Origin of the sequence: Lonsdalea quercina subsp. quercina (assembly GCF_000688695.1) — a bacterium.
GTDB lineage: Bacteria > Pseudomonadota > Gammaproteobacteria > Enterobacterales > Enterobacteriaceae > Lonsdalea > Lonsdalea quercina_D.
Genome location: NZ_JIBQ01000010.1, coordinates 151,898 through 171,839, shown reverse-complemented (window position 1 = coordinate 171,839; position 19,942 = coordinate 151,898). Strand labels below are relative to the sequence as shown.

The following is a 19,942-nucleotide window of genomic DNA, read 5'->3' as shown; positions in this document are numbered from 1 at the left end:
TGTCATGGGTAAAAAAGTCGCTAATGACAAAAGAAAGACATAAATAAATTCACATTCCCAGCGTTGATCATTTTCTTTGCTATTTCACTACCGGAAAACCCTGAACCACAATCGATAAAACCATCGTCCCTTCATTTGTATGCGACGGTCTACCTGCAATCACTCACCGTCCATACCCCTGAGTAGGCATTGCTCATTCATAACTCGTAATCCACACGGACTAACTTGTAAAACCAGAGGAGGATATCGCTTCGTTAGCGACATGGCTGTTTTCATTGCTATTGGGGGGGATGGCGTGCTGACAAAGACAAAGGCTGAGCATCGAAGGCTAAACCGTCAGTGAGTTTTTGCACCGTTAAATTTCAGGCGAAAAAAAACCAACCGTAAGAGGTTGGTTTTTCTGGGATTATTTGGTCGGCACGAGAGGATTCGAACCTCCGACCCCCGACACCCCATGACGGTGCGCTACCAAGCTGCGCTACGTGCCGACGTTGTGGAGGCACATATTACCGTTTCCAGATCTGATTGCAATAGCTGAACGTCACGACTGCTTTAGATTTAGGCAGTTAGTTGGCTATGAATCGCCTTTCGTCCGTCAACACTTGCAACAGCAGACCCAGCTGCGGTTTTTCCGACGTCAGCTCTCGGCCTTCCTGATCGAACGTCCGATAACTGCCGTGCGTCCCCAACAAAATGATCTGCTCCGGCGTCGTAATCGACAGCAAATCCTCGCTGCCGTTGGTCAGCCAGGCGTTTCGTCTTTCTGCCGTGAACAGGTCTTCGCCCTGAGAGAAATCTTTCGCTGGCGTCTGTACGTGCAGCAAACGCTGCATCAGCGTGGTCATGACGTCCTTATGGTCCGTCATTTTACTGATGGTCTGCGCTGGCGTACCCGGCCAGTGAACTACCAGCGGTACCTGATAAAGCGAACGCGCCATTGGTTTCGGCTCGTTGTCCATCAGGTTGGCGGGCGTGCTCTGAGCGGCGGTCACGACGACGACGGTGTTATCCAGCAGGTTTTTGTCGCGTAAGCCATCGAGCATCCGCGCAATCTGGCGATCCAGCGTCGCGTTATCCTGACGGTAGCGGCGCTGCTGCTCAGACGCAGATTGATTTGCGCCGACGTTGTGGTTCAGCTCGACATAGGAGAACCATTGGGCGCCTGACGGGTGTCCGTCCAGCCACTTCAGCCATTGGGTTGCGATGGCGTCGGCACTTTGCGCCGAAGCTACCGGCAACGAGAAGTCGGAGAGCAAGGCCTGTCGGTACAGCGGGCTGTTGAATCCGGTGGAAGAGAACAGGCTGAACTGGTAGCCCTGCTGTCCAAGCGCGCTAATGAGCGCAGACGGCTTACTGCTGGCGAGAATGCCGTCCATGTAGGTGCTGGAAATGCCGTAGAACAGATTGAGCAGCCCGGCATTCGGTTCGCTGCCCGCGCTGAGGTGATGGCTGAAGCGTACGTTCTCTTCTGCGAAACGCGCCAGATTCGGCATCGCCTGCGGCGTGTTTTCCGGCAAGCTGTCGACCACTACCAACAGCAGGTTGTAACCGCTGCCTGCGTCCCGGAAAGTGATGTCGTTGAGCGGATACTCGACGGACAACGCCTCAGGATTACCCTGCTGCGTCAGCCGACGCTGATACTCTTGCGCATCCAGCAGGCCATGTTTCTCCAGGAAACGGCGCGCCGTCATGGGATAGGAGAGCGGCAGATTAGAGCGCTGCATGGTGATCGGGCGATAGAAATTGGCATCCGCCCAGATGTACATCATGTGGGATGCGCAAAAAGCAGCAATGAATACCCCGGCCAGCGGTTTGCCGAAACTGCGCCGGTTGAGGCTGCGCAGCTTCTGCCAGCACCAGGTCCCGAACAGCATTTCCACCATAAAAATGATGGGGACGCTGATGAATAACAGCTGCCAGTCTCGGGCGGTTTCGCTCTGGTCTGGGTTGGTCACCAGCTCCCATACCGTCAGGTTGAGGTGCAGGTGAAAGCGCGTAAAGACGGCGGAGTCGACGATCAGCAGAGTCAGTCCTGCTGTCGCCACCGTGGCGGAGATCACCCGCAGCAGTCGCTGCGACATCACGAAGAACGTGAGGGGAAAGAGGATCAGCAGGTATATCGCGAATCCGATAAAACTGAAGTGGCCGAGCCAACTGACCAGCGCGTAAATGCGCCCGGTCAGCGAGGCAGGCCAGTCGGCAACCAACAGGTAGCGGCTACCCAGTCCCAGACTGAGGAGAATATTGAAAAGAGCAAACCAGTGTCCCCAACTAATCATCTGGGAGACTTTTTCGCGGTAGCGCGGGCGGTTGGTTACCATAAAGAGATCGACATCAATGTGTGTTGTCAGCTTTCACCGAAGACTGCAGCGCTTCGGCAAAGGAACGCGCCAGAATCTGACGTTGGGCCGGGGCGACGCTGGTATTCAGCAGGTTTGTGACCATATTTCCCAGCACCATCAAAGCAAGATCGGTTGGTGCGCGATGTTTTTCCAGAATATTGACCAAATCTGACAGCAGTTGTTCAACTTGTTCGTCACTATAACGGGATGATTGTGGCATAAAATGGTGATTCTCAGACGGTTAAAGTCGAACATATTACCGTATAGAGGCACCGTTTTCCGCACTTTTATTGCTTTAGGCAATGACAGTGACGGGACGATGCGACCACGGCGGATAAGGTTGCAGCAACTACGCTGAGGTGCTTGAATACGCACCTTGCTAAAAGGAGAGTCTAACATGAGTCTGGATATCGACCAGATTGCCCTGCATCAGTTAATCAAGCGCGATGAGCAAACGTTGGATTTAGTGCTCCGCGACTCGCTGCTGACCCCCAACGACGCCGTGAACGACATGATGGCCGAATTGCACCGGGTATACAGCGCCAAAAACAAAGCTTACGGTCTGTTTAACGAGCAAAGCGAGCTGGCGGATGCGCTGCGGGCCTGTCGCAAAGGCGATGAGGACTTCCTGGCATTTACCCGTGCGGCCACCGGCCGTTTGCGCGACGAACTGGCGAAGTACCCGTTCGCCGACGGCGGCATCGTGCTTTTTTGCCAGTATCGCTATTTGGCGGTGGAGTATCTGCTGGTGACTGTACTGAACAGTTGCAGCAGTCTGCGCGTCAACGAACAGCTGGATATCAGCAATACCCACTATCTGGACATCAATCACGCCGACATCGTGGCGCGCATCGATTTGACCGAATGGGATACCAATCCTGAGTCCACGCGCTATCTGACGTTCCTCAAAGGCCGCGTGGGACGTAAAGTCTCCGACTTCTTTATGGATTTTCTCGGCGCGGCGGAAGGGCTGGATACCAAGGCGCAGAACCGCGGTTTGCTGAAGGCGGTCGATGAATATTGCGCTGAAGCGGCGCTGGATAAGAATGAGCGTCAGGAATATCGTCAGCAGGTTTACAGCTACTGCAACGAACAGTTGCAGTCGGGGGAAGAGATCGCACTGTCCTCCCTGTCTCAGGAACTGCCGCCTCTGGGCGACAAAACGCTGGAAGCCTTCACGACAGAGCAGGGGTATGAGCTGGCGGACAGCTTCCCGGCCGATCGCAGTACGTTACGTCAGCTGACCAAGTTCGCCGGTAGCGGCGGTGGTCTGAGCCTCAATTTCGACGCGATGCTTTTGGGCGAACGCATCTTCTGGGATGCGGCGACCGACACGCTGACCATCAAAGGCACGCCACCGAACCTGCGTGACCAGCTGCAGCGACGACTGAGCGGCGGCGATCGCTAACGGAGCCGAACGGCGGCGGGGTGTGTTTCGACTTCGCCGACGAGACCTTTCGTCTTTCCTGAAGGCGCCGTTGCCCTCGGGTTCATCGACTGGCGCGGCGTCGCGCCTGGTCTTTTAATGGTATTTGTCACCCGGATGCAGACTGCCTTATGATGGCGGCTCTGCATCCGTTTTCATGGCGTGAGATTCCCGTGCAATCTAACTTCAATATGCTGCTGGCGGTGTACGATCGTGCCGCGTTGATGCTGATTTGCCTCTTTTTCCTGACCCGAACACGCCATTTCCGGCAGCTGTTGCAGCAGGATGAGCACTCGCCGTTCGACCTGTTTGTGGTTACGGCGATTTTTTCCATGTTCGCGCTGTTCAGCACCTGGTCGGGCATTAATGTCGATGGTTCGCTGGTGAACGTGCGCGTGGTGGCCGTGATGTCCGGGGGGATTCTGTTCGGCCCCTGGGTCGGGATCACCACGGGTATCATCGCCGGGTTACACCGCTACCTGATCGATATCCATGGCATTACGTCGGTGCCCTGTCTGGTGACCAGTATCGTGGCCGGTTTTATGTCCGCCTGGATCCACCAGCGTATTCCCCGCAACAAGCATTGGAGCATCGGTATCGTAGGCGGCATGCTGTGTGAAACGCTGACCATGCTGCTGGTGGTGCTGTGGACGCGGCCCATTGCGCTAGGATTAGACATCGTGGCTCATATCGCGATCCCGATGATTCTCGGCACCGTCAGCATTGGACTGATCGTGCTGCTGGTGCGCAGCGTAGAAGGGGAGAAAGAGGCCATCGCCGCCCGACAGGCCAAGCTGGCGCTGGATATTGCCAATAAAACGCTGCCGTTGTTCCGGCATGTGAATATCGAGTCGCTGCGCAAGGTGTGTGACATCATACGTACCGACATCAACGCGGACGCGGTGGCGATGACCAACACCCAGCAGGTGTTGACCTACGTCGGCTTCGGCGAGGAAAAGTATCACAGCGGCGATCGCGACCTTAGTCCGACCACGCTCCAAGCGCTGAAGAGTGGAAAAATCATCATCAAAAATAACGATGAGGCGCATCGAACGCCGGAAATCCACTCGATGATCGTCATTCCGCTGCGGGAAAAGGGCAAGGTGACGGGGACGTTGAAGATTTACTATCGCCACGCCTACCGCATCACCTGGTCATTGAAAGAGATGGCGATCGGCTTGTCGCAGATTATTTCCACGCAGTTGGAAGTGTCTCGCGCCGAGCAGCTAAGAGAAATGGCGGACAGGGCGGAGCTGAGAGCTCTACAGAGCAAAATCAACCCGCATTTTCTGTTCAACGCGCTGAATGCTATCTCCACATCCATTCGGCTAAATCCTGATACGGCGCGTCAGCTGATTATCAATTTGTCGCGCTATCTGCGCTACAACCTGGAGCGCAACGACGACGAGCTTATCGACATCAAAAGCGAGCTTTATCAGGTCAAAGATTACATCGCCATCGAGCAGGCGCGTTTCGGGGATAAGCTGACGGTGCTGTACGACATCGATGAGGACGTCAGTTGCCATATCCCTAGCCTGCTGATCCAGCCGCTGATCGAAAATGCCATCGTGCATGGTGTCCGCCCCTGTAAGGGCAATGGCGTGGTGGTGCTGAGTATCCAGGACGTGGGCGATCGTATTCGCGTTGCGGTGCGCGATACCGGCAGCGGCATCAGCGATGAAGTGATTGAACGGGTCGCCAAAAATGAAATGCCGGGTAATAAAATCGGGCTGCTCAATGTGCATCACCGTATCAAGCTGTTGTATGGCGAGGGTCTGCACATCCGGCAGTTGCATCCGGGTACGGAAATTGAGTTCTACATCAGTAAAAACGGGGCGTCGCTGCCGGAAAGCGCGGTAGCCTTCCCTCCCTGAGCTGAGTTAATCAGGATATTTTAGTGAAAGCGATTATTGTTGAAGACGAGTTTCTTGCCCAGCAAGAGCTAAGCTGGCTAATCAAAGAGCATAGTCAGATTGAAGTGGAGGGGGTCTTTGATGACGGCCTCGACGTGCTGAAATACCTTCAGCACCACAAGGTGGATGTTATCTTCCTCGACATCAATATTCCCTCGCTGGATGGGGTGCTGTTGGCGAAAAATATCAGTCAGTTCGCCCACAAACCGCTGATCGTCTTTATTACCGCCTATAAAAACCATGCGGTCGAAGCCTTTGAGCTGGAAGCGTTCGACTACATCTTGAAGCCCTATCACGAAACGCGCATCGTCAGCATGCTTCAGAAGCTTGAGACGGCGTGGCACCAGCAACAAACCACGACCGCCGTGGGCGGCGCAGGGCGGTCGGCGCCGATGACCATCAATCTGGTGAAAGATAAGCGCATTATCGTGACCAATATTCACGACATCTACTACGCGGAATCGCACGAAAAGCTGACGTTCGTCTACACCAAGCGGGACGAATATGTGATGTCGATGAACATCACCGAGTTCTGTAGCCGACTGCCCGAAGCTTATTTCTTTCGCTGCCATCGCTCTTACTGCGTCAACCTGAGTAAAATCCGCGAAATCGAGCCGTGGTTCAACAATACCTACATCCTCAAGCTCAGCGATTTAGATTTCCAGGTGCCCGTCAGCCGTGGCAAGGTCAAAGAGTTCCGGCAGTTGATGCGCCTTTAACGGCAGTTCATTCCCTCCAGACAGCAGTTCATGCCCTTACTAAACTCATGGATGAGCCCCTTCTTTATAATGGTGTCATTCAGCAGGTGCCTTTACCTGCTCATTTCAACACCAGAAAATTAATGAGGGATCCGGAATGAACGCCAAACCGGTAAATCGTGCAGTGATTGTGGTAGGGACTATCCTGGCGCAAATGGGNCTGGGGACTATTTATACCTGGAGCCTCTACAACCAGCCTTTGGTCGACAAATTTAACTGGTCGCTGGGCTCTGTCGCCACGACCTTCTCCATTACCAGCTTCTTCCTGGCTTTCGCCACCCTGTTTGCCGGCCGCATTCAGGAACGCATCGGCATTCGCAAACTGACGTTGATCTCCGGCCTGGTGCTGGGGCTGGCTCTGATGTGCAGCGCCTACGTCACCTCACTGACGGCGATCTGGCTGCTGGTCGGGGTCGTGGTCGGCTTCGCCGACGGTACGGCCTACATCACCACGTTGTCCAACCTGATCAAATGGTTCCCCAACCGTAAGGGCGTAATTGCCGGCGTCTCCGTGGGCGCTTACGGTACGGGCAGCCTGCTGTTCAAATACATCAACAGCGCACTGCTAGGCCATGTCGGCATCTCCCAGACGTTCTTCTGGTGGGGGATGATGGCGATGGCGTTGATCGTGACGGGATCTCTGTTGCTTAAAGAAGCACAGGTACAGCCTTCCGCGCCCAATGCGACTGGCGCAGGCAACATCAACTTTACCGTGAGTGAAATGCTGGCGGTCAAAGAGTCCTGGATGCTGTTTGTCGTATTCTTCACTGCCTGCATGAGCGGTCTGTATCTGATTGGTATCGCCAAAGATATCGGCGTACGCATGGTGGGCCTGGATGCGGTCACCGCTGCTAACGCCGTTTCCGCCATCGCGATCTGCAACACGGCGGGGCGTTTGATACTGGGATCGCTGTCCGACAAAGTCGGCCGCCTGCGGGTGATTAATTTCACGCTGCTGGTCACGGCGATCTCTGTCTCCGTCATGGCTTTCCTGCCGATGAACCACCTGACCTTCTTCCTGTGCACCGGCGCGGTCGCCTTCTGCTTCGGTGGTAACATCACGGTCTTCCCGGCGATCGTGGGCGACTTCTTCGGCCTGCGTCACCACAGCAAAAACTACGGGTTGATTTATCAGGGGTTTGGTCTGGGCGCGTTGTCTGGTTCCTTCATCGCCGCGCAGCTGGGAGGATTCCAGAGCACCTTCATCGCTATCACCGTGCTGTCGGTCATCTCTCTGCTGATTACGCTGGTGATCAGACCGCCTAAGTCAACGCCTTCGCAGTCAGCCAAGCTGGTGACGCAGAGCAGCAACGCCTAACTCACCTACGTCGTCCCACTTTCTTAAAAGCCTCCGTCCGGAGGCTTTTTTTGTTTCTGATTTCCCACATGCTTGAGACGAATTTCAGCCCGCCTTAGGGCGGCTACGGCGTATGGCGGGTTGTCAGGGCATACAAAGCGGCGCGGAGAGAGGAGGAGGAGGAGGTCAGGTGCGGCGCGTTAGCGTGCGCGGTGAGAGGGAGATCACGGGGGAGGGAAGCTGAGCTTAGGCCATAAAAAAACGCCGCGAGGCGGCGTTTTTTATCCGCTGAGACAGCGGGATGACTCGAGACGTAATTAAACGCGAACGAAGTCGATGTGAGTCAGTTTAGGTTTGTACACGTGACGCTGCACAGCCTGAACCTTCACTTTAGTTTCTTTGCCATCGATAACCAGAGTCAGAGCTTCGGTGTAGAACGGCTCGCCCGTACGCTCTTCCAGGTTTTTAACCGGATCGTGATCCAGTTCGATAGCGATCGGCGCTTCCGTACCACCGTAAACGATAGCGGGGAATTTGCCGGCGATGCGCAGGCGGCGGCTCGCACCCTTACCCTGCTCTTTACGAACTTCTGCGTTGATAGTAATCATTGCTTTCTCTACTTATATAAAAGTGATCCTGCTACAGGCGACCCAGCAACAGGTTGGATGATTCTGCTCATGCCGAAGCAAAAGCGGGCGGAATTCTAGCGGAATCTGGCGCTCCGGGCAAATAAAACCGCTGCGTACTCAGCCGCGTAGCTCATTGGCGCGTCGGTAGCGGCCCTGATAATCGAACAATTTTTCACGGATTTGCCAGAATTTTCCCTGCTGGCGGGCGACAACGAAGTCGGGCGCGCGCAGTCGCTCCTGTTGTTGCAGGATGTCGGCGCTGGTTTTCCACGCGAAAGGAACGCCAGGGGCGCGTTGATGCACGCGCAGGAATAGATACTCAAAGGCGCTCCGTTGCGCGGGCGTATGTAGCCGGAAGCGTTCGTTGACCTCTGCGCCGTCCTCATCATGGTAGGTGATGCGTAGCCAGTCGCCCTTGCTATCTTGACCAGGCGTCAGGCTCATGCCGCTGCAGCGCAGCACGAGGGCGTCGCGGAGCTTTAGCGCGGCTTTGAGCATATCGTCCGGGTCGACCAGCACGGCGTCGCACTGGTGGCAGCGACGGGCGGCAATGTCGTTTTCGGCGCCGCAGTGCGGGCAGCTCTTGAAGCGGAAGCGATAATCGCACTGCTCGCGTCGGCCATCGTCCTCTTCGGTAAATCCCTGACAGCGGCGACCGAAATGTTCAATTACCGTACCGTCTTCCGTACATTTTCCCCAGAACAGGTTGGCAAAGCCGCACTGTGGGCAGAAGACTTGCACCGGCTGACTGTCCGCGTGCGACTTGCTGGCGCCGACTTCCGGTGTGTAGAGGTCGAAGGGATTGCCCGCGTAGTCCAGAATCAGGCAGTCGGTTTTGCCGGGCGAGAGACGCAGGCCGCGCCCGACGATTTGCTGATACAGGCTGACGGATTCGGTGGGGCGCAGAATGGCGATAAGATCGACATGAGGCGCGTCAAAACCCGTGGTCAGCACGGACACGTTAACCAGATAGCGTAACTGCTGCTGTTTGAACGCCGCAATCAAAGCATCGCGGTCTCCAGGCGGCGTTTCGCCGCTGATGAGCGCGGCTTCGCCCTCTGGCAACAGGCCGGTGATTTCGGTCGCATGTTCCACCGTGGCGGCGAAGATCATCACCCCCTTGCGGTCGGCGCCGTAATCCTGAATCTGACGGATAATTTGCGGGGTGACGCGCTTCTGACGTTTCAGTTCCCGGTTTAGATCGGCCTCGCTGAACAGACCGTGACTCTGGACTTTCAGTTTGCTGAAGTCGTACTGAATGACCGGCATATCCAGTCGTTCAGGCGGCACTAAAAAGCCGTGTTTGATCATATATCGCAGCGGCAGCTCGTAGATGCAGTCACGAAATAGGCAGTTCTCGTCTCCCCGCACCATCCCATGATAGTGGTATTGATAGATCCACCCCTTGCCGAGCCGATAGGGCGTTGCGGTGAGACCCAGCAGCCGCAGCCGGGGATTAACGGTTTGCAAATGGCGCAATATCTGGCGGTATTGACTGTCGTCGGCGTCCCCGATGCGGTGACACTCGTCGACGATCAGCAGCGAAAACGCCTGATCGAAATGCGCGAGGTGGCGTGCGACGGACTGAACGCTACCGAAGACGACTTTGCCCTGGCTTTGACGTTGACGCAGTCCGGCGGAAAAAATATCGGCTTCCAGCCCCAGCGCCCGGTACTTGGCGTGGTTTTGCTCCACCAGCTCTTTGACGTGAGCCAACACCAGCACGCGTCCGCGAGCGAGTCGCGCCAGCTCGGCAATCACCAGGCTTTTGCCTGCCCCGGTAGGAAGGACGATCACTGCGGGTGATGCGTGATGACGGAAGTAGTCCAGCGTGGCGTCGACGGCTTCGCGCTGGTAGGGACGTAGGGTAAACGACACCATTAGCGATAGCGAAGACGAGTTAAATGCAGGATGGACTTGCGTTCTTCTGCGGGGGCATTAAGACGAACGCGCTGACTGGAAACGGCGGCAAGGGGAGATAACTCAAGGGTTGCCGCGATGGAGCGCCTGGTTGCAATCAGCATTTGTAGTACTTCATGACGCTGAATTGATGACATAATAAGGCTCCTTTGGAATATGCTCACGGCCGTGTAGAGGGGTTACGCCGCTTGGACAGGGGCGAAATTGCTTCTATTATGCCTATTACTCAGGAGAGGAGCGAGCAACGGTAGGCGTTGAGTCGGTTGGCCTGCAACATTCGCAGTCCACGCGGCGAACTCAGCGACACGATGGATAGCTCCTGCACGCAGGGCCAAGCCCTGACCAGCCACATATGCAATATAGGCAGTAAACCGTTAATGCGATTGGACAAATTTTTATCTCAGCAGTTAGGACTCAGCCGTTCTCTGGTCGCGCGTGAACTGCGCGCGCAGCGGGTGACGGTCGATGGCGAAATTGTTAAAACCGGCGCTTTCAAGCTGTTGCCGGACCAGGTCGTCGAGTTTGACGGTCGTCCCCTCGAGCAGCAGCACGGGCCGCGATATTTCATGCTGCATAAGCCGCAGGGCTATGTTTGCTCTACCGACGATCCGGACCACCCGACTATCCTATACTTTATGGATGAGCCGATGGCGCACAAGTTACACGCCGCAGGCCGTCTGGATATCGATACCAGCGGACTGGTGCTGTTGACGGACGACGGGCAGTGGTCTCATCGCATCACCTCGCCCAAACATCACTGTGAGAAAACCTATCTTGTGACGCTGGAACAGCCGCTACAGCCAGAGACGGCCGCGCAGTTCGCCGCTGGGATCCAGCTGAATAATGAAAAAAGTCTGACGTTGCCCGCAAGGCTGGAGCAGGTCGACGACCAGCAGGTGCGGTTGACCATCAGCGAAGGGCGCTACCATCAGGTGAAACGAATGTTCGCCGCGGTGGGTAACCACGTTGTGGCGCTTCATCGGGAGCGTATTGGCGGCATCGTCCTGGATGACGCGCTGGATGAGGGGGAGTACCGTCCTCTCACGCCGGAAGAAGTGGCCAGCGTCGGGCTTTAATCGTCTCTTGGCCGGGGCGTCGTCGGTATAGGGGGTCCCTCAGACCCGCGTTTCATCAATCGTCGCGTTCGTCAGTACGGCGGGTGAGGTGAAAGAGTGCGGGGACTGGCGTTTCGTCGTCGTGGGATCGTGTTGTCTATCAGGAGAATGATTTTCAGTGCAAGCTCAACTACCTTCCCGCGTTGGCCTGATCGTCATTCTGGGCCTGATCTCTATGCTGATGCCGCTGGCGATCGACATGTATCTGCCGGCGCTCCCGGTCATCGCCAAAGAGTTCGACGTCGAAGCCGGACGCGTGCAGATGACGCTCAGCGCCTACATCTTCGGCTTCGCCATCGGCCAGATTTTCTACGGACCGATGTCGGACAGCGTCGGACGACGCCCGGTGATCCTCGGGGGCGTGATCATGTTTACGATCGCAGCCGTCGCCTGCGCGCTGTCGCAAACGGTGGAGCAGCTGGTGGCGATGCGTTTTCTCCACGGCCTGTCCGCCGCATCCGCCAGCGTGGTCATCAATGCGCTGATGCGGGATCTGTTCTCCAAAGAAGAGTTCTCGCGGATGATGTCGTTTGTCATTTTGGTCATGACCGTCGCTCCACTGCTGGCGCCTATTTTGGGCGGGGCCCTGCTGTTTTGGTTGAACTGGCACGCCATCTTCTGGACGATTGCCGCTGCATCGCTTCTCACCTCTGTGCTGGTCTGGAAATACGTGCGCGAGTCGCTGCCGCCCGAACGCCGACAGCGGTTCAATCTGCAAACGACGCTAAACAACTTTGTGCTGCTGTTCCGCCATCGCCGGGTAATGAGTTATATGCTTGCCAGCGGCTTGTCGTTCGCCGGCATGTTCTCGTTTCTCAGCGCCGGACCGTTCGTGTACATCGATTTGAACGGCGTGTCGCCGCAGAATTTTGGCTACTATTTCGCGCTTAACATCATCTTTCTGTTCCTGATGACATTATTGAACAGCCGCATTGTGTCGAAAATGGGCGCGTTATTCATGTTCCGACTGGGTATTTTGATTCAGTTTGTCATGGGGATTTTTCTGGTGGCGGTATGTGCCCTGCATCTGGGATTTCTGCCGCTGGTCGTCGGCGTGGCCATCTACGTCGGCTGTGTGGCGACGGTCGCGTCGAATGCGCTGGCGGTGGTGTTGGGCGATTTTCCGCATATGGCGGGAACCGCCTCGTCCATCGCGGGTACGCTGCGCTTCGGGTTGGGATCGCTGGTCGGTTTTTCGTTGTCGGTGGCAGCGTTCCATACCGCCTGGCCGATGGTGATTAGCATGGTGCTGTGCTCCGCCGGCGCGTTGGCGCTCTATTTCTACGCCAACCGTCCCCGTCGCGCCTAAGCCGATGGCACAGTGCCACAACAAAGAAACATAAATGTTCCTTAATTGTGAATATTTTGCTCTAAAAAGTGAATGATATGAAAATAACGGTTGAGAAATCGGGGGTAAAAGGTTACATATAACAAAAATTACCCCTCATTCGTGATCGCCTTAACAAAATATAACCGTCAGAATGGGTTATCACGAACAGGTCGCCGGGTGGTTTTACCGCCACGGGCGCCATAGCGCAGGGCTGATGCCAGGCAAGAAGCACGCGTCAAAAACGTTTTTATTGTGTTGTTATTTTGTAAATTTGCATTTTTGCTTAACCGAGGAAAACAGCTGTGAATAGTCTTCAACTTTCGGTGGTTCATCGTTTGCCGCAAAGTTACCGTTGGTTAACCGGTTGCACGGGTATCCGCGTGGAACCGATCCCCCTCAACGGCAGCGAAGATGACGATAACCTCATCGGATTCAAGATGTTAAGTCATGATGAAGAAGATGCCCGCCGTATTATGCCGCAGCTGAAACGATCGCTCGACGAAATCCAGGTGGAGTGCAGCGTGCTGGAATGGGAAGGAGAGACTTGCCTGTTTTTGCACCGTCAAGATGAAAGCGCCGCCTTGTGCCGGCTGAAAAATTTGGGCGTGGCGATTGCCGAGCCTATTAGCGCGCGATATCCCTTCTGAACGGCAACCCGCAGGTCGGGTTGCTCTCACATCGATAATTGCAGTAACTCACGCGTATAGGGTTGCTGCGGCTGGGTAAACACGTCTCGGCAGTCTCCCTGCTCCACGACATTCCCCTGTTGCAGCACGATGACTTGATGGCATAGCGTGCGTACCACCTGCAGATCGTGACTTATAAACACATAGGCTAGCCCATGTTTGCGCTGCAGCGCCTGCAACAGCGTCAATATCTGCGCCTGTACGGTACGGTCTAGCGATGAAGTCGGCTCGTCTAAAATCAGCAGCTCGGGTTTCAGGATCAGCGCGCGGGCGATGGCGATGCGCTGGCGTTGGCCGCCGGAGAACTCGGATGGGTAGCGATGGCGGCTGTCGGGGGCGAGTCCCACCTCCTGAAGCGTGGCAATGACCTTTGCTTCGCGCTCTGCGGGCGTCATTTTGGCATGCACCGTCAGCCCCTCGGCGATGATCTGTTCCACGTTCAGGCGCGGGTTGAGCGAGGAGTTCGGATCCTGAAACACCACCTGTATGCGTCGCCGTATCGGCAGCATCTGACGGCGACCAAACTGATGAAGCGGCTGACCGTCGAACCAAATTTCACCTTGAGAAGCCAGCAGCCTCAGCAACGCCAGCCCTGTCGTGCTTTTGCCGGAGCCGGATTCGCCGACCAATCCCAGGCTTTCGCCCCGTCGCAGCGTGAAGCTGATGTCTTTCACCACCTTTTTTTCCGCTGATTGACGTCCCAGCAACCCGCGTTTGACCGGGAAGCTGACGCTCAGATGCTTTACCGTCAACAGCGGGGCGTCTTCGGCCTTTAGCGTAGGTGGCGAACCGGTCGGCTCGGCATCCAGCAGGCGCCGCGTGTAGGGATGCTGGGGAGACGTCAGCAGCGCGCTGGCCTGATTCAGTTCCACGCATTTGCCGCTTTGCATGACGGCGATGTTGTCTGCCAGTCGCCGGACAATATTCAGGTTGTGCGTGATGAACAGCAGGCTCATCCCGAGCTCCTGTTTCAACTCGGCCAGAAGTGTCAGGATTTGCGCCTGTACGGAGACATCCAGCGCCGTGGTCGGTTCGTCGGCAATCAACAGGTCGGGCTGAGTGAGCAGCGCCATGGCGATCATGATGCGCTGACGTTCTCCGCCCGAAAGCTGATGCGGGTAGTCCGCCAGACGGGATTTAGCCTGCCTGATACCGACGCGTTCCAGACACTCGACGATCTCGCCGCGCGCGGCTTCCCGGCGCATGCCCCGGTGCAATGACAGCACCTCCGCCAGCTGTTTTTCCACATTTTGCAACGGATTGAGCGAAACCATTGGCTCCTGAAAAATCATGGCGATGCGATTGCCGCGCAGCCGCCTCAGCATCTCTTCCTGCGCATGCAGCAGGGATTGGCCCTCGAATAGGATTTCGCCCTGAGGATAGCGTGTCGGCGGGGAAGGCAGCAGGCGTAAAATAGACAGCGCCGTTACGCTTTTCCCCGAACCGGATTCACCGACCAGCGCGAGCGTTTCGCCCGCGTGGATATCGAAAGAGACGCCGTCCACCACGCGCCTTTCCGTGTCACCGTGCTGAAAGGCGATGCTGAGATCCTTGATCTGTAACAGGGGAGTCGTGGTCATATCAATACACCTTGCTCGGGTCGAAGGCGTCGCGCACCGCTTCGCCGATAAAGATAAGGAGTGAAAGGACGATCGCCATCACCATGAAAATGGTGATCCCCAGCCACGGCGCTTGCAGGTTATTCTTGCCCTCCAGCAGCAGTCCGCCCAGCGACGGCGACCCCATCGGCAGGCCGAAGCCCAGAAAGTCCAGCGACGTCAGCGTGATAATGGAGCCGCACAGGATAAACGGAAGATAGGTGAGCGTCGCCACCATCGCGTTGGGCAACATACAGCGGAAGATAATCATGATGTCGCTAACGCCCATGGCCTGAGCCGCGCGAATGTAGTCGAAGTTGCGGGTGCGCAGGAACTCCGCCCGCACCACGCCGACTAGCGTCATCCACCCGAACAGTACGGTGATCGCCAGCAGCCACCAGAACGTGGGCTGAAGCACGCTGGAAAGCAGAATAATCAAAAACAGCGTTGGCATTCCCGACCAGACTTCAATAAAGCGTTGTCCCCACAGATCAAGCCGCCCGCCGTAGTAGCCCTGTGTCGCACCCACGACAATGCCGATAAGAGAGGACAGCAGCGTGAGTGACAGGCCGAACAGGAGCGATAGACGAAAGCCGTACAGTACCTGGGCCAAAACGTCCTTGCCCTGACTGTCGGTGCCGAGCAGGTTGTCCCAGGACGGCGGCGAAGGGAATGCCGTGGTCGTGGCGTAATTGATGGTGTCGTAGTGATAACGGATCGGCGGCCAAATCGCCCAGCCGTGATCTTCCAGCCGTTTGACTAGATACGGGTCGCGATAGTCTGCCGTAGTGGCGAACTGGCCGCCAAAAGTGGTTTCGCTGTAGTTCGCCATGAAAGGAACATAAAAATGACCGTCATAACGCACCAGCAGCGGCGCATCGTTGGCGATCAGCTCGGAAAACAGCGTCACGATGAAGAAGACCAGAAAAATCCACAGAGACCAGTAGCCCCGGCGGTTGTGTCGGAAACGCGCCCAGCGGGCCTGGTTAGGAGGGCTAAGTCGGCTCATTGGCGCTCCTCGAAATCAATACGCGGATCGACCAGCGTATAGGTCATATCGCTGATGATATTCAGCAACAATCCGACGATTGTAAAAATATACAGCGTGCCGAACATGACGGGATAATCGCGTTGCAAAGTCGCGTCATACCCTAACAGCCCCAGCCCGTTGAGCGAGAACATCACTTCGATGAGCAGCGAGCCGGTAAAAAACATGCTGATAAAGGTGGCCGGGAAACCGGCGATGACCAGCAGCATGGCGTTTCGGAACACGTGACGGTACAGAATACTTTTCTCGTTCAATCCCTTGGCGCGAGCCGTGACGACGTACTGCTTGCGGATCTCATCCAGAAAGGCGTTTTTGGTCAGCATCGTCAGCGTGGCGAAGCCGCCGATCACCAGTGCCAATACCGGCAGCGTGATATGCCACAGATAGTCGGTTATTTTGCCGTACCAAGGCAGGGTATCGAAGTGGCTGGAGACCAGCCCGCGTAGCGGGAACCAGTCCAGGTAGCTGCCGCCTGCGAAGAGCACGATCAGCAGGATAGCGAACAAAAACGCTGGGATGGCGTAGCCGACAACGATGAGCGTGCTGCTCCAGGTATCGAAGGTTGAGCCGTCCCGAACCGCCTTTTTAATCCCCAACGGTATCGAGACCAGATAGATAATCAGCGTGCTCCAGAGTCCCAGCGAGATGGACACCGGCATGCGATCCTTGATGAGGCCAATCACCGACTCGCCGCGAAACAGACTGTCGCCGAAGTCGAAACGCACGTAGTCCCAGAGCATCTTGAAATAGCGTTCGTGCAGCGGTTTGTCGAAGCCATAGCGCTGAGTGATTTCCTGTATCACTTCCGGATCCAGCCCCCGACCGCCGCGGTAGGTATTCTCTACCGAGGGTTTGCCGCTGGGACTATTGGCATTGCCGGTGCTGCCGTAGCCGCTCAGTTGCCCCATCTCAATCGCGGCGATAGCCTGGTCGACCGGTCCGCCGGGGGCGATTTGCACGATAAAAAAATTGAGGGTGATGATCGCCCACAGCGTTGGGATCACGAAGAGCAGTCGTCGTAACAGGTAAGTTCCCATATCCAGTCCTTATTGCCGTTCGTCCGGGAGGGTGGCGGCTTTGTCGGCGTCGTACCACCAGCTATCAAATCCCAGCGCGTACGTGGGGCGCACGGCGGGCATGCCGAACTTATTCCAGTAGGCAAAGCGGTCGTGATTGCTGAACCACATGGGGATCATGAACTGGTGCCAGGTCACCACCCGGTCTAACGCGCGCCCTAGCGGCAGCAACGCTGACTTATCGCCCTGATGACGGATAATTTCGTCTATCAGGCGATCGATGGCGGGATCCTGAACGCCGGCGGTGTTGTAGCTTGAGTCGAGATACTTGCTGCTCCAGCTCATCGCCAGATTGGCGCTGGGGTAAGGTTCGGTGACATAGGGTCGCGACAGCATATCGAAATCCCGTTTACGCAGGCGGTTATTGAACTGCGGCGCATCCACCATTCGCACCGTCATATCGATACCAAGTCGCTTCAGGCTATGCTGAAAAGGCAGCACGAACTGGGCGTTGCCTGCGTTGGAAATCAGCAGTTCAAACCGAAAGGGCCGGCCGGTCTGCACGTTAACCAGCGTATTGTTTTTCAGCTCCCAGCCAGCCTGTTTCAGCAACTCGAGCGCCTGTAGCAGGTGAGTACGGTCATAACCGTTGCCGTCAGATGCCGGCGGACGGTAAGCGGGGCCAAAGACTTCCGCGGGAATGCGATCTTTCAACGGCGTCAGCCACTGCAGCTCGCTGGCGCTCGGGCTTCCCGTCGCCGCGTACTCTGTGTTTTGAAACAGACTGTTGGCGCGCTGATAGCTGTTATAGAACAGCGCTTTGTTCATCCAGTTGAAATCAAACGCCAGCGTTAGTGCTCGACGCACCCGTCGATCCTGAAACAGCGGTCTTGTGGTGTTGAATACCAGCCATCGCGTCGACTGCGCCGCCGTGTTCAGCTCGTCTTTTTTGACGATATAACCTCTGGAAAAGTTGCCGCCCTGATACAACGTCGTCCACTGTTTGGGCGAGGTTTCGATGCGCATATCGAAAGCGCCGGCTTTGAAGGCTTCCAGAGCCACGCTTTCATCCAGATAGTAGTCGTAGCGAATAGAGTCGAAGTTATACAGCCCTTTATTGACCGGCAGGTCGGCGGCCCAATAATCCTTCACGCGGGAATATACGATGTATTGGCCGATATGATAGTCGGAAATCCGGTAAGCGCCGCCCGCCAGAGGAGGGCGTGTCAGCGGCTCATTAAACTTGTGATGTACCCAGAACGCTTTCGGAATAACGGGCAGCGTGAGCAGCCCGATCATTTTGTCTTTATCCGGCGCGCCGAAGTCGAACCGCACGGTATGAGGGGTGAGGGCGCGGGCGGTGGTGCCTTTGTAATACACGCGGAACTGCGGCACGCCCTGGGCCATAAAGGTACTGAAGGTGAAGGCGACGTCTGAGGCGGTGACCGGCGATCCATCGTGAAAGCGGGCTCGAGGGTTCAGGTCGACTTCCAGCCAACGATAGTCGCTGGCGTAGCGGGCGCCGTTGGCAATCAGCGGGTAATAGCTGCCGGACTCATCATCGGAGTTAACGTACAGCGAATCATAAAGCGCTTCGGTTCTGACCGCGGGCAAGCCACGTGAGGCGAACCGGTTGAAATTATCAAACGAGCCTAATGCGCTGAGGGTGATGTGTCCGCCTTTCGGGGCGTCGGGATTGGCGTAGTCGAAATGGGTGAAGTTTTTTTCGTACTTCGGTGCGTCCAACATGGTGAAAGCAAAAGGTTGTTGCAGCGTCTCAGCCAGCCCCGATAGCGGGGACGCGATAAACAGTAAGGTGAAGGCGACGGATTTAAACATCGGGGCAGCTGACTCCTGAATAGCGTCGTTCAAGTAATGCTGGCCAACGTGTTGATATGGCGTGTTGCGTTGCCATGTGAAAAGCGATGGCGCTAAGCATAAAGAGGCATTTTAGCGTATTCCCCCCTGCGTTGGCAGGAGCCGGTGCGCGCCAATAAAAAACGCCGCGATAAATGTGCGGCGTTTCAGACTTCGTTTGGTCGGCATCAACAGGGAATAAAAAGGATCAGCTGTGCGGACCCTGCGCGAGTACCCGACGCCCTTCCTGATAACGGTGTTTCCAGTAGGTTTCGTCCAGATTGGAGATGGTGACGCCGCTGCTGGTTGACGCGTGGACAAACTGCTGGCCGCCGAGATAGATGCCGACATGGCGTCCTGTCGAACCGGCGCGGAACAGGACCAGATCGCCAGGGCGTAATTTATTACGTTGGATTTTTTTACCGACTTCCTGTTGCTCGTAGCTGGAGCGGGGAAGGTCCATGCCAAATTGTTCGCGGAATGTGCGCTGAACAAAGGCGGAACAGTCGATGCCTTTCTTGGTCTGACCGCCTAAGCGGTAACGGACGCCTTTCCAACTTGCGTACTGGTCAAGCAACTTGGTTTTAACTTCCACGTTCTGGACCATCGCTTCGAATTCAGCCTGAGAGGCTTGTAGTGAAGGATCACCATTAACCACACGCCTATCAGTCTGAGAATTTAATGCTGTATCACTGTGATTGCTGCTGCAGGCGGTGAGCATAATTGCCACCGCGACGGCAGGCACTGCCCGCCAGATGTATCTCAGCGCCGGTTGAGATTTGACCATTGTTGTTATATTCCCTTCGTGTCCTTAGCGAACGAAACGATCGCTATATGCTGTATTTGCCAAACGAAATAAGACTCAGGAATCGTTATTTAGGGACAACAACCGGATCGCCAAACCGTGCTGAGCAGCACTTTTTTCTATAGCAACAGAATCTATAGCGTTTCGCGCGTGGCGGACAATCGTTCATAAATAACAGATTTTGTCGAGACTACCGGAATGA

Annotated in this window: 17 protein-coding genes and 1 tRNA gene; 7 read left to right on the top strand and 11 right to left on the bottom strand. The window is 55.9% G+C overall.

Annotated features, from left to right (window positions below; all coding sequences use genetic code 11):
* Window positions 1-411: 411 nt before the first annotated feature.
* The 3 genes from SB13_RS11675 to SB13_RS11665 all read right to left on the bottom strand — a co-directional run bounded on the left by SB13_RS11675 (window position 412) and on the right by SB13_RS11665 (window position 2,562).
* Window positions 412-488, bottom strand: a tRNA-Pro gene (locus SB13_RS11675).
* Window positions 489-566: 78 nt separating this feature from the next.
* Window positions 567-2,321 carry an LPS biosynthesis-modulating metalloenzyme YejM gene (gene yejM / locus SB13_RS11670; RefSeq protein WP_026740528.1) on the bottom strand — a complete coding sequence of 585 codons (1,755 nt, stop codon included), beginning with the start codon at window positions 2,319-2,321 and terminating at the stop codon, window positions 567-569.
* Window positions 2,322-2,334: 13 nt separating this feature from the next.
* Window positions 2,335-2,562 carry a YejL family protein gene (locus SB13_RS11665; RefSeq protein WP_026740527.1) on the bottom strand — a complete coding sequence of 76 codons (228 nt, stop codon included), beginning with the start codon at window positions 2,560-2,562 and terminating at the stop codon, window positions 2,335-2,337.
* A gap of 177 nt (window positions 2,563-2,739) precedes the next feature.
* Between SB13_RS11665 and yejK the strand changes: the two genes are divergently transcribed.
* From yejK to SB13_RS11645, 4 genes are all read left to right on the top strand, one after another.
* Window positions 2,740-3,750: a nucleoid-associated protein YejK gene (gene yejK, locus SB13_RS11660; RefSeq protein ID WP_026740526.1), complete on the top strand. Its 1,011-nt coding sequence runs from the start codon at window positions 2,740-2,742 to the stop codon at window positions 3,748-3,750.
* Between the two features lie 191 nt (window positions 3,751-3,941).
* A complete protein-coding gene (locus tag SB13_RS11655) occupies window positions 3,942-5,642 on the top strand; it encodes a sensor histidine kinase (RefSeq protein ID WP_026740525.1) in 1,701 nt (566 codons plus the stop codon).
* Window positions 5,643-5,665: 23 nt separating this feature from the next.
* A complete protein-coding gene (locus tag SB13_RS11650; RefSeq protein ID WP_026740524.1) occupies window positions 5,666-6,400 on the top strand; it encodes a LytR/AlgR family response regulator transcription factor in 735 nt (244 codons plus the stop codon).
* Between the two features lie 136 nt (window positions 6,401-6,536).
* On the top strand, window positions 6,537-7,757 hold the full coding sequence (locus SB13_RS11645) for an L-lactate MFS transporter (protein ID WP_026740523.1): 1,221 nt from the start codon (window positions 6,537-6,539) through the stop codon (window positions 7,755-7,757).
* A gap of 296 nt (window positions 7,758-8,053) precedes the next feature.
* Here the strand turns inward: SB13_RS11645 and rplY are convergent, their stop codons facing one another.
* The 3 genes from rplY to SB13_RS17890 all read right to left on the bottom strand — a co-directional run bounded on the left by rplY (window position 8,054) and on the right by SB13_RS17890 (window position 10,422).
* Window positions 8,054-8,344: a 50S ribosomal protein L25 gene (gene rplY, locus SB13_RS11640; RefSeq protein WP_026740522.1), complete on the bottom strand. Its 291-nt coding sequence runs from the start codon at window positions 8,342-8,344 to the stop codon at window positions 8,054-8,056.
* 138 nt (window positions 8,345-8,482) lie between these two features.
* Window positions 8,483-10,243: a DEAD/DEAH box helicase gene (locus SB13_RS11635; RefSeq protein WP_026740521.1), complete on the bottom strand. Its 1,761-nt coding sequence runs from the start codon at window positions 10,241-10,243 to the stop codon at window positions 8,483-8,485.
* 2 nt (window positions 10,244-10,245) lie between these two features.
* Entirely contained in the window at window positions 10,246-10,422 is a 177-nt protein-coding gene (locus SB13_RS17890; protein WP_160168639.1) for a hypothetical protein, read from the bottom strand.
* A gap of 240 nt (window positions 10,423-10,662) precedes the next feature.
* On the opposite strand from SB13_RS17890, the gene rsuA reads away from it, so the two are divergent.
* The 3 genes from rsuA (at window position 10,663) to SB13_RS11620 (ending at window position 13,377) form a co-directional block, all read left to right on the top strand.
* Window positions 10,663-11,361 (top strand): 16S rRNA pseudouridine(516) synthase RsuA, encoded by a 699-nt coding sequence (gene rsuA, locus SB13_RS11630; RefSeq protein WP_026740520.1) that lies wholly within the window; start codon window positions 10,663-10,665, stop codon window positions 11,359-11,361.
* A 157-nt stretch (window positions 11,362-11,518) separates the two neighbouring features.
* The gene (locus SB13_RS11625; protein WP_026740519.1) at window positions 11,519-12,709 is read left to right on the top strand and encodes a Bcr/CflA family multidrug efflux MFS transporter; all 1,191 of its coding nucleotides are present in this window, start codon (window positions 11,519-11,521) and stop codon (window positions 12,707-12,709) included.
* A gap of 323 nt (window positions 12,710-13,032) precedes the next feature.
* Window positions 13,033-13,377 (top strand): YejG family protein, encoded by a 345-nt coding sequence (locus tag SB13_RS11620; protein ID WP_026740518.1) that lies wholly within the window; start codon window positions 13,033-13,035, stop codon window positions 13,375-13,377.
* 26 nt (window positions 13,378-13,403) lie between these two features.
* On the opposite strand, the gene yejF is transcribed toward SB13_RS11620, so the two are convergent.
* The 5 genes from yejF to mepS form a co-directional block, all read right to left on the bottom strand.
* Entirely contained in the window at window positions 13,404-14,996 is a 1,593-nt protein-coding gene (gene yejF / locus SB13_RS11615) for a microcin C ABC transporter ATP-binding protein YejF (protein ID WP_026740517.1), read from the bottom strand.
* A 1-nt stretch (window position 14,997) separates the two neighbouring features.
* Window positions 14,998-16,023, bottom strand: coding sequence for an ABC transporter permease (locus SB13_RS11610; protein ID WP_026740516.1), 1,026 nt, complete (start codon window positions 16,021-16,023; stop codon window positions 14,998-15,000).
* Window positions 16,020-17,099 (bottom strand): microcin C ABC transporter permease YejB, encoded by a 1,080-nt coding sequence (locus SB13_RS11605; RefSeq protein WP_026740515.1) that lies wholly within the window; start codon window positions 17,097-17,099, stop codon window positions 16,020-16,022. The genes SB13_RS11610 and SB13_RS11605 overlap by 4 nt, the downstream gene beginning before the upstream one ends.
* 9 nt (window positions 17,100-17,108) lie before the next feature.
* Window positions 17,109-18,917: an extracellular solute-binding protein gene (locus SB13_RS11600; protein WP_026740514.1), complete on the bottom strand. Its 1,809-nt coding sequence runs from the start codon at window positions 18,915-18,917 to the stop codon at window positions 17,109-17,111.
* 226 nt (window positions 18,918-19,143) lie between these two features.
* Window positions 19,144-19,722 carry a bifunctional murein DD-endopeptidase/murein LD-carboxypeptidase gene (gene mepS, locus SB13_RS11595; protein WP_026740513.1) on the bottom strand — a complete coding sequence of 193 codons (579 nt, stop codon included), beginning with the start codon at window positions 19,720-19,722 and terminating at the stop codon, window positions 19,144-19,146.
* Window positions 19,723-19,942: the final 220 nt, after the last annotated feature.

Excerpts from the sequence above, each read along its gene's own strand:
- SB13_RS11610 (WP_026740516.1), bottom strand. The coding sequence starts at position 16,023 with ATGAGCCGACTTAGCCCTCCTAACCAGGCCCGCTGGGCGCGTTTCCGA.
- yejK (WP_026740526.1), top strand. The coding sequence starts at position 2,740 with ATGAGTCTGGATATCGACCAGATTGCCCTGCATCAGTTAATCAAGCGC.
- yejM (WP_026740528.1), bottom strand. The coding sequence starts at position 2,321 with ATGGTAACCAACCGCCCGCGCTACCGCGAAAAAGTCTCCCAGATGATT.
- yejF (WP_026740517.1), bottom strand. The coding sequence starts at position 14,996 with ATGACCACGACTCCCCTGTTACAGATCAAGGATCTCAGCATCGCCTTT.
- SB13_RS17890 (WP_160168639.1), bottom strand. The coding sequence starts at position 10,422 with ATGTCATCAATTCAGCGTCATGAAGTACTACAAATGCTGATTGCAACC.
- mepS (WP_026740513.1), bottom strand. The coding sequence starts at position 19,722 with ATGGTCAAATCTCAACCGGCGCTGAGATACATCTGGCGGGCAGTGCCT.
- SB13_RS11665 (WP_026740527.1), bottom strand. The coding sequence starts at position 2,562 with ATGCCACAATCATCCCGTTATAGTGACGAACAAGTTGAACAACTGCTG.
- rplY (WP_026740522.1), bottom strand. The coding sequence starts at position 8,344 with ATGATTACTATCAACGCAGAAGTTCGTAAAGAGCAGGGTAAGGGTGCG.
- rsuA (WP_026740520.1), top strand. The coding sequence starts at position 10,663 with ATGCGATTGGACAAATTTTTATCTCAGCAGTTAGGACTCAGCCGTTCT.
- SB13_RS11605 (WP_026740515.1), bottom strand. The coding sequence starts at position 17,099 with ATGGGAACTTACCTGTTACGACGACTGCTCTTCGTGATCCCAACGCTG.
- SB13_RS11600 (WP_026740514.1), bottom strand. The coding sequence starts at position 18,917 with ATGTTTAAATCCGTCGCCTTCACCTTACTGTTTATCGCGTCCCCGCTA.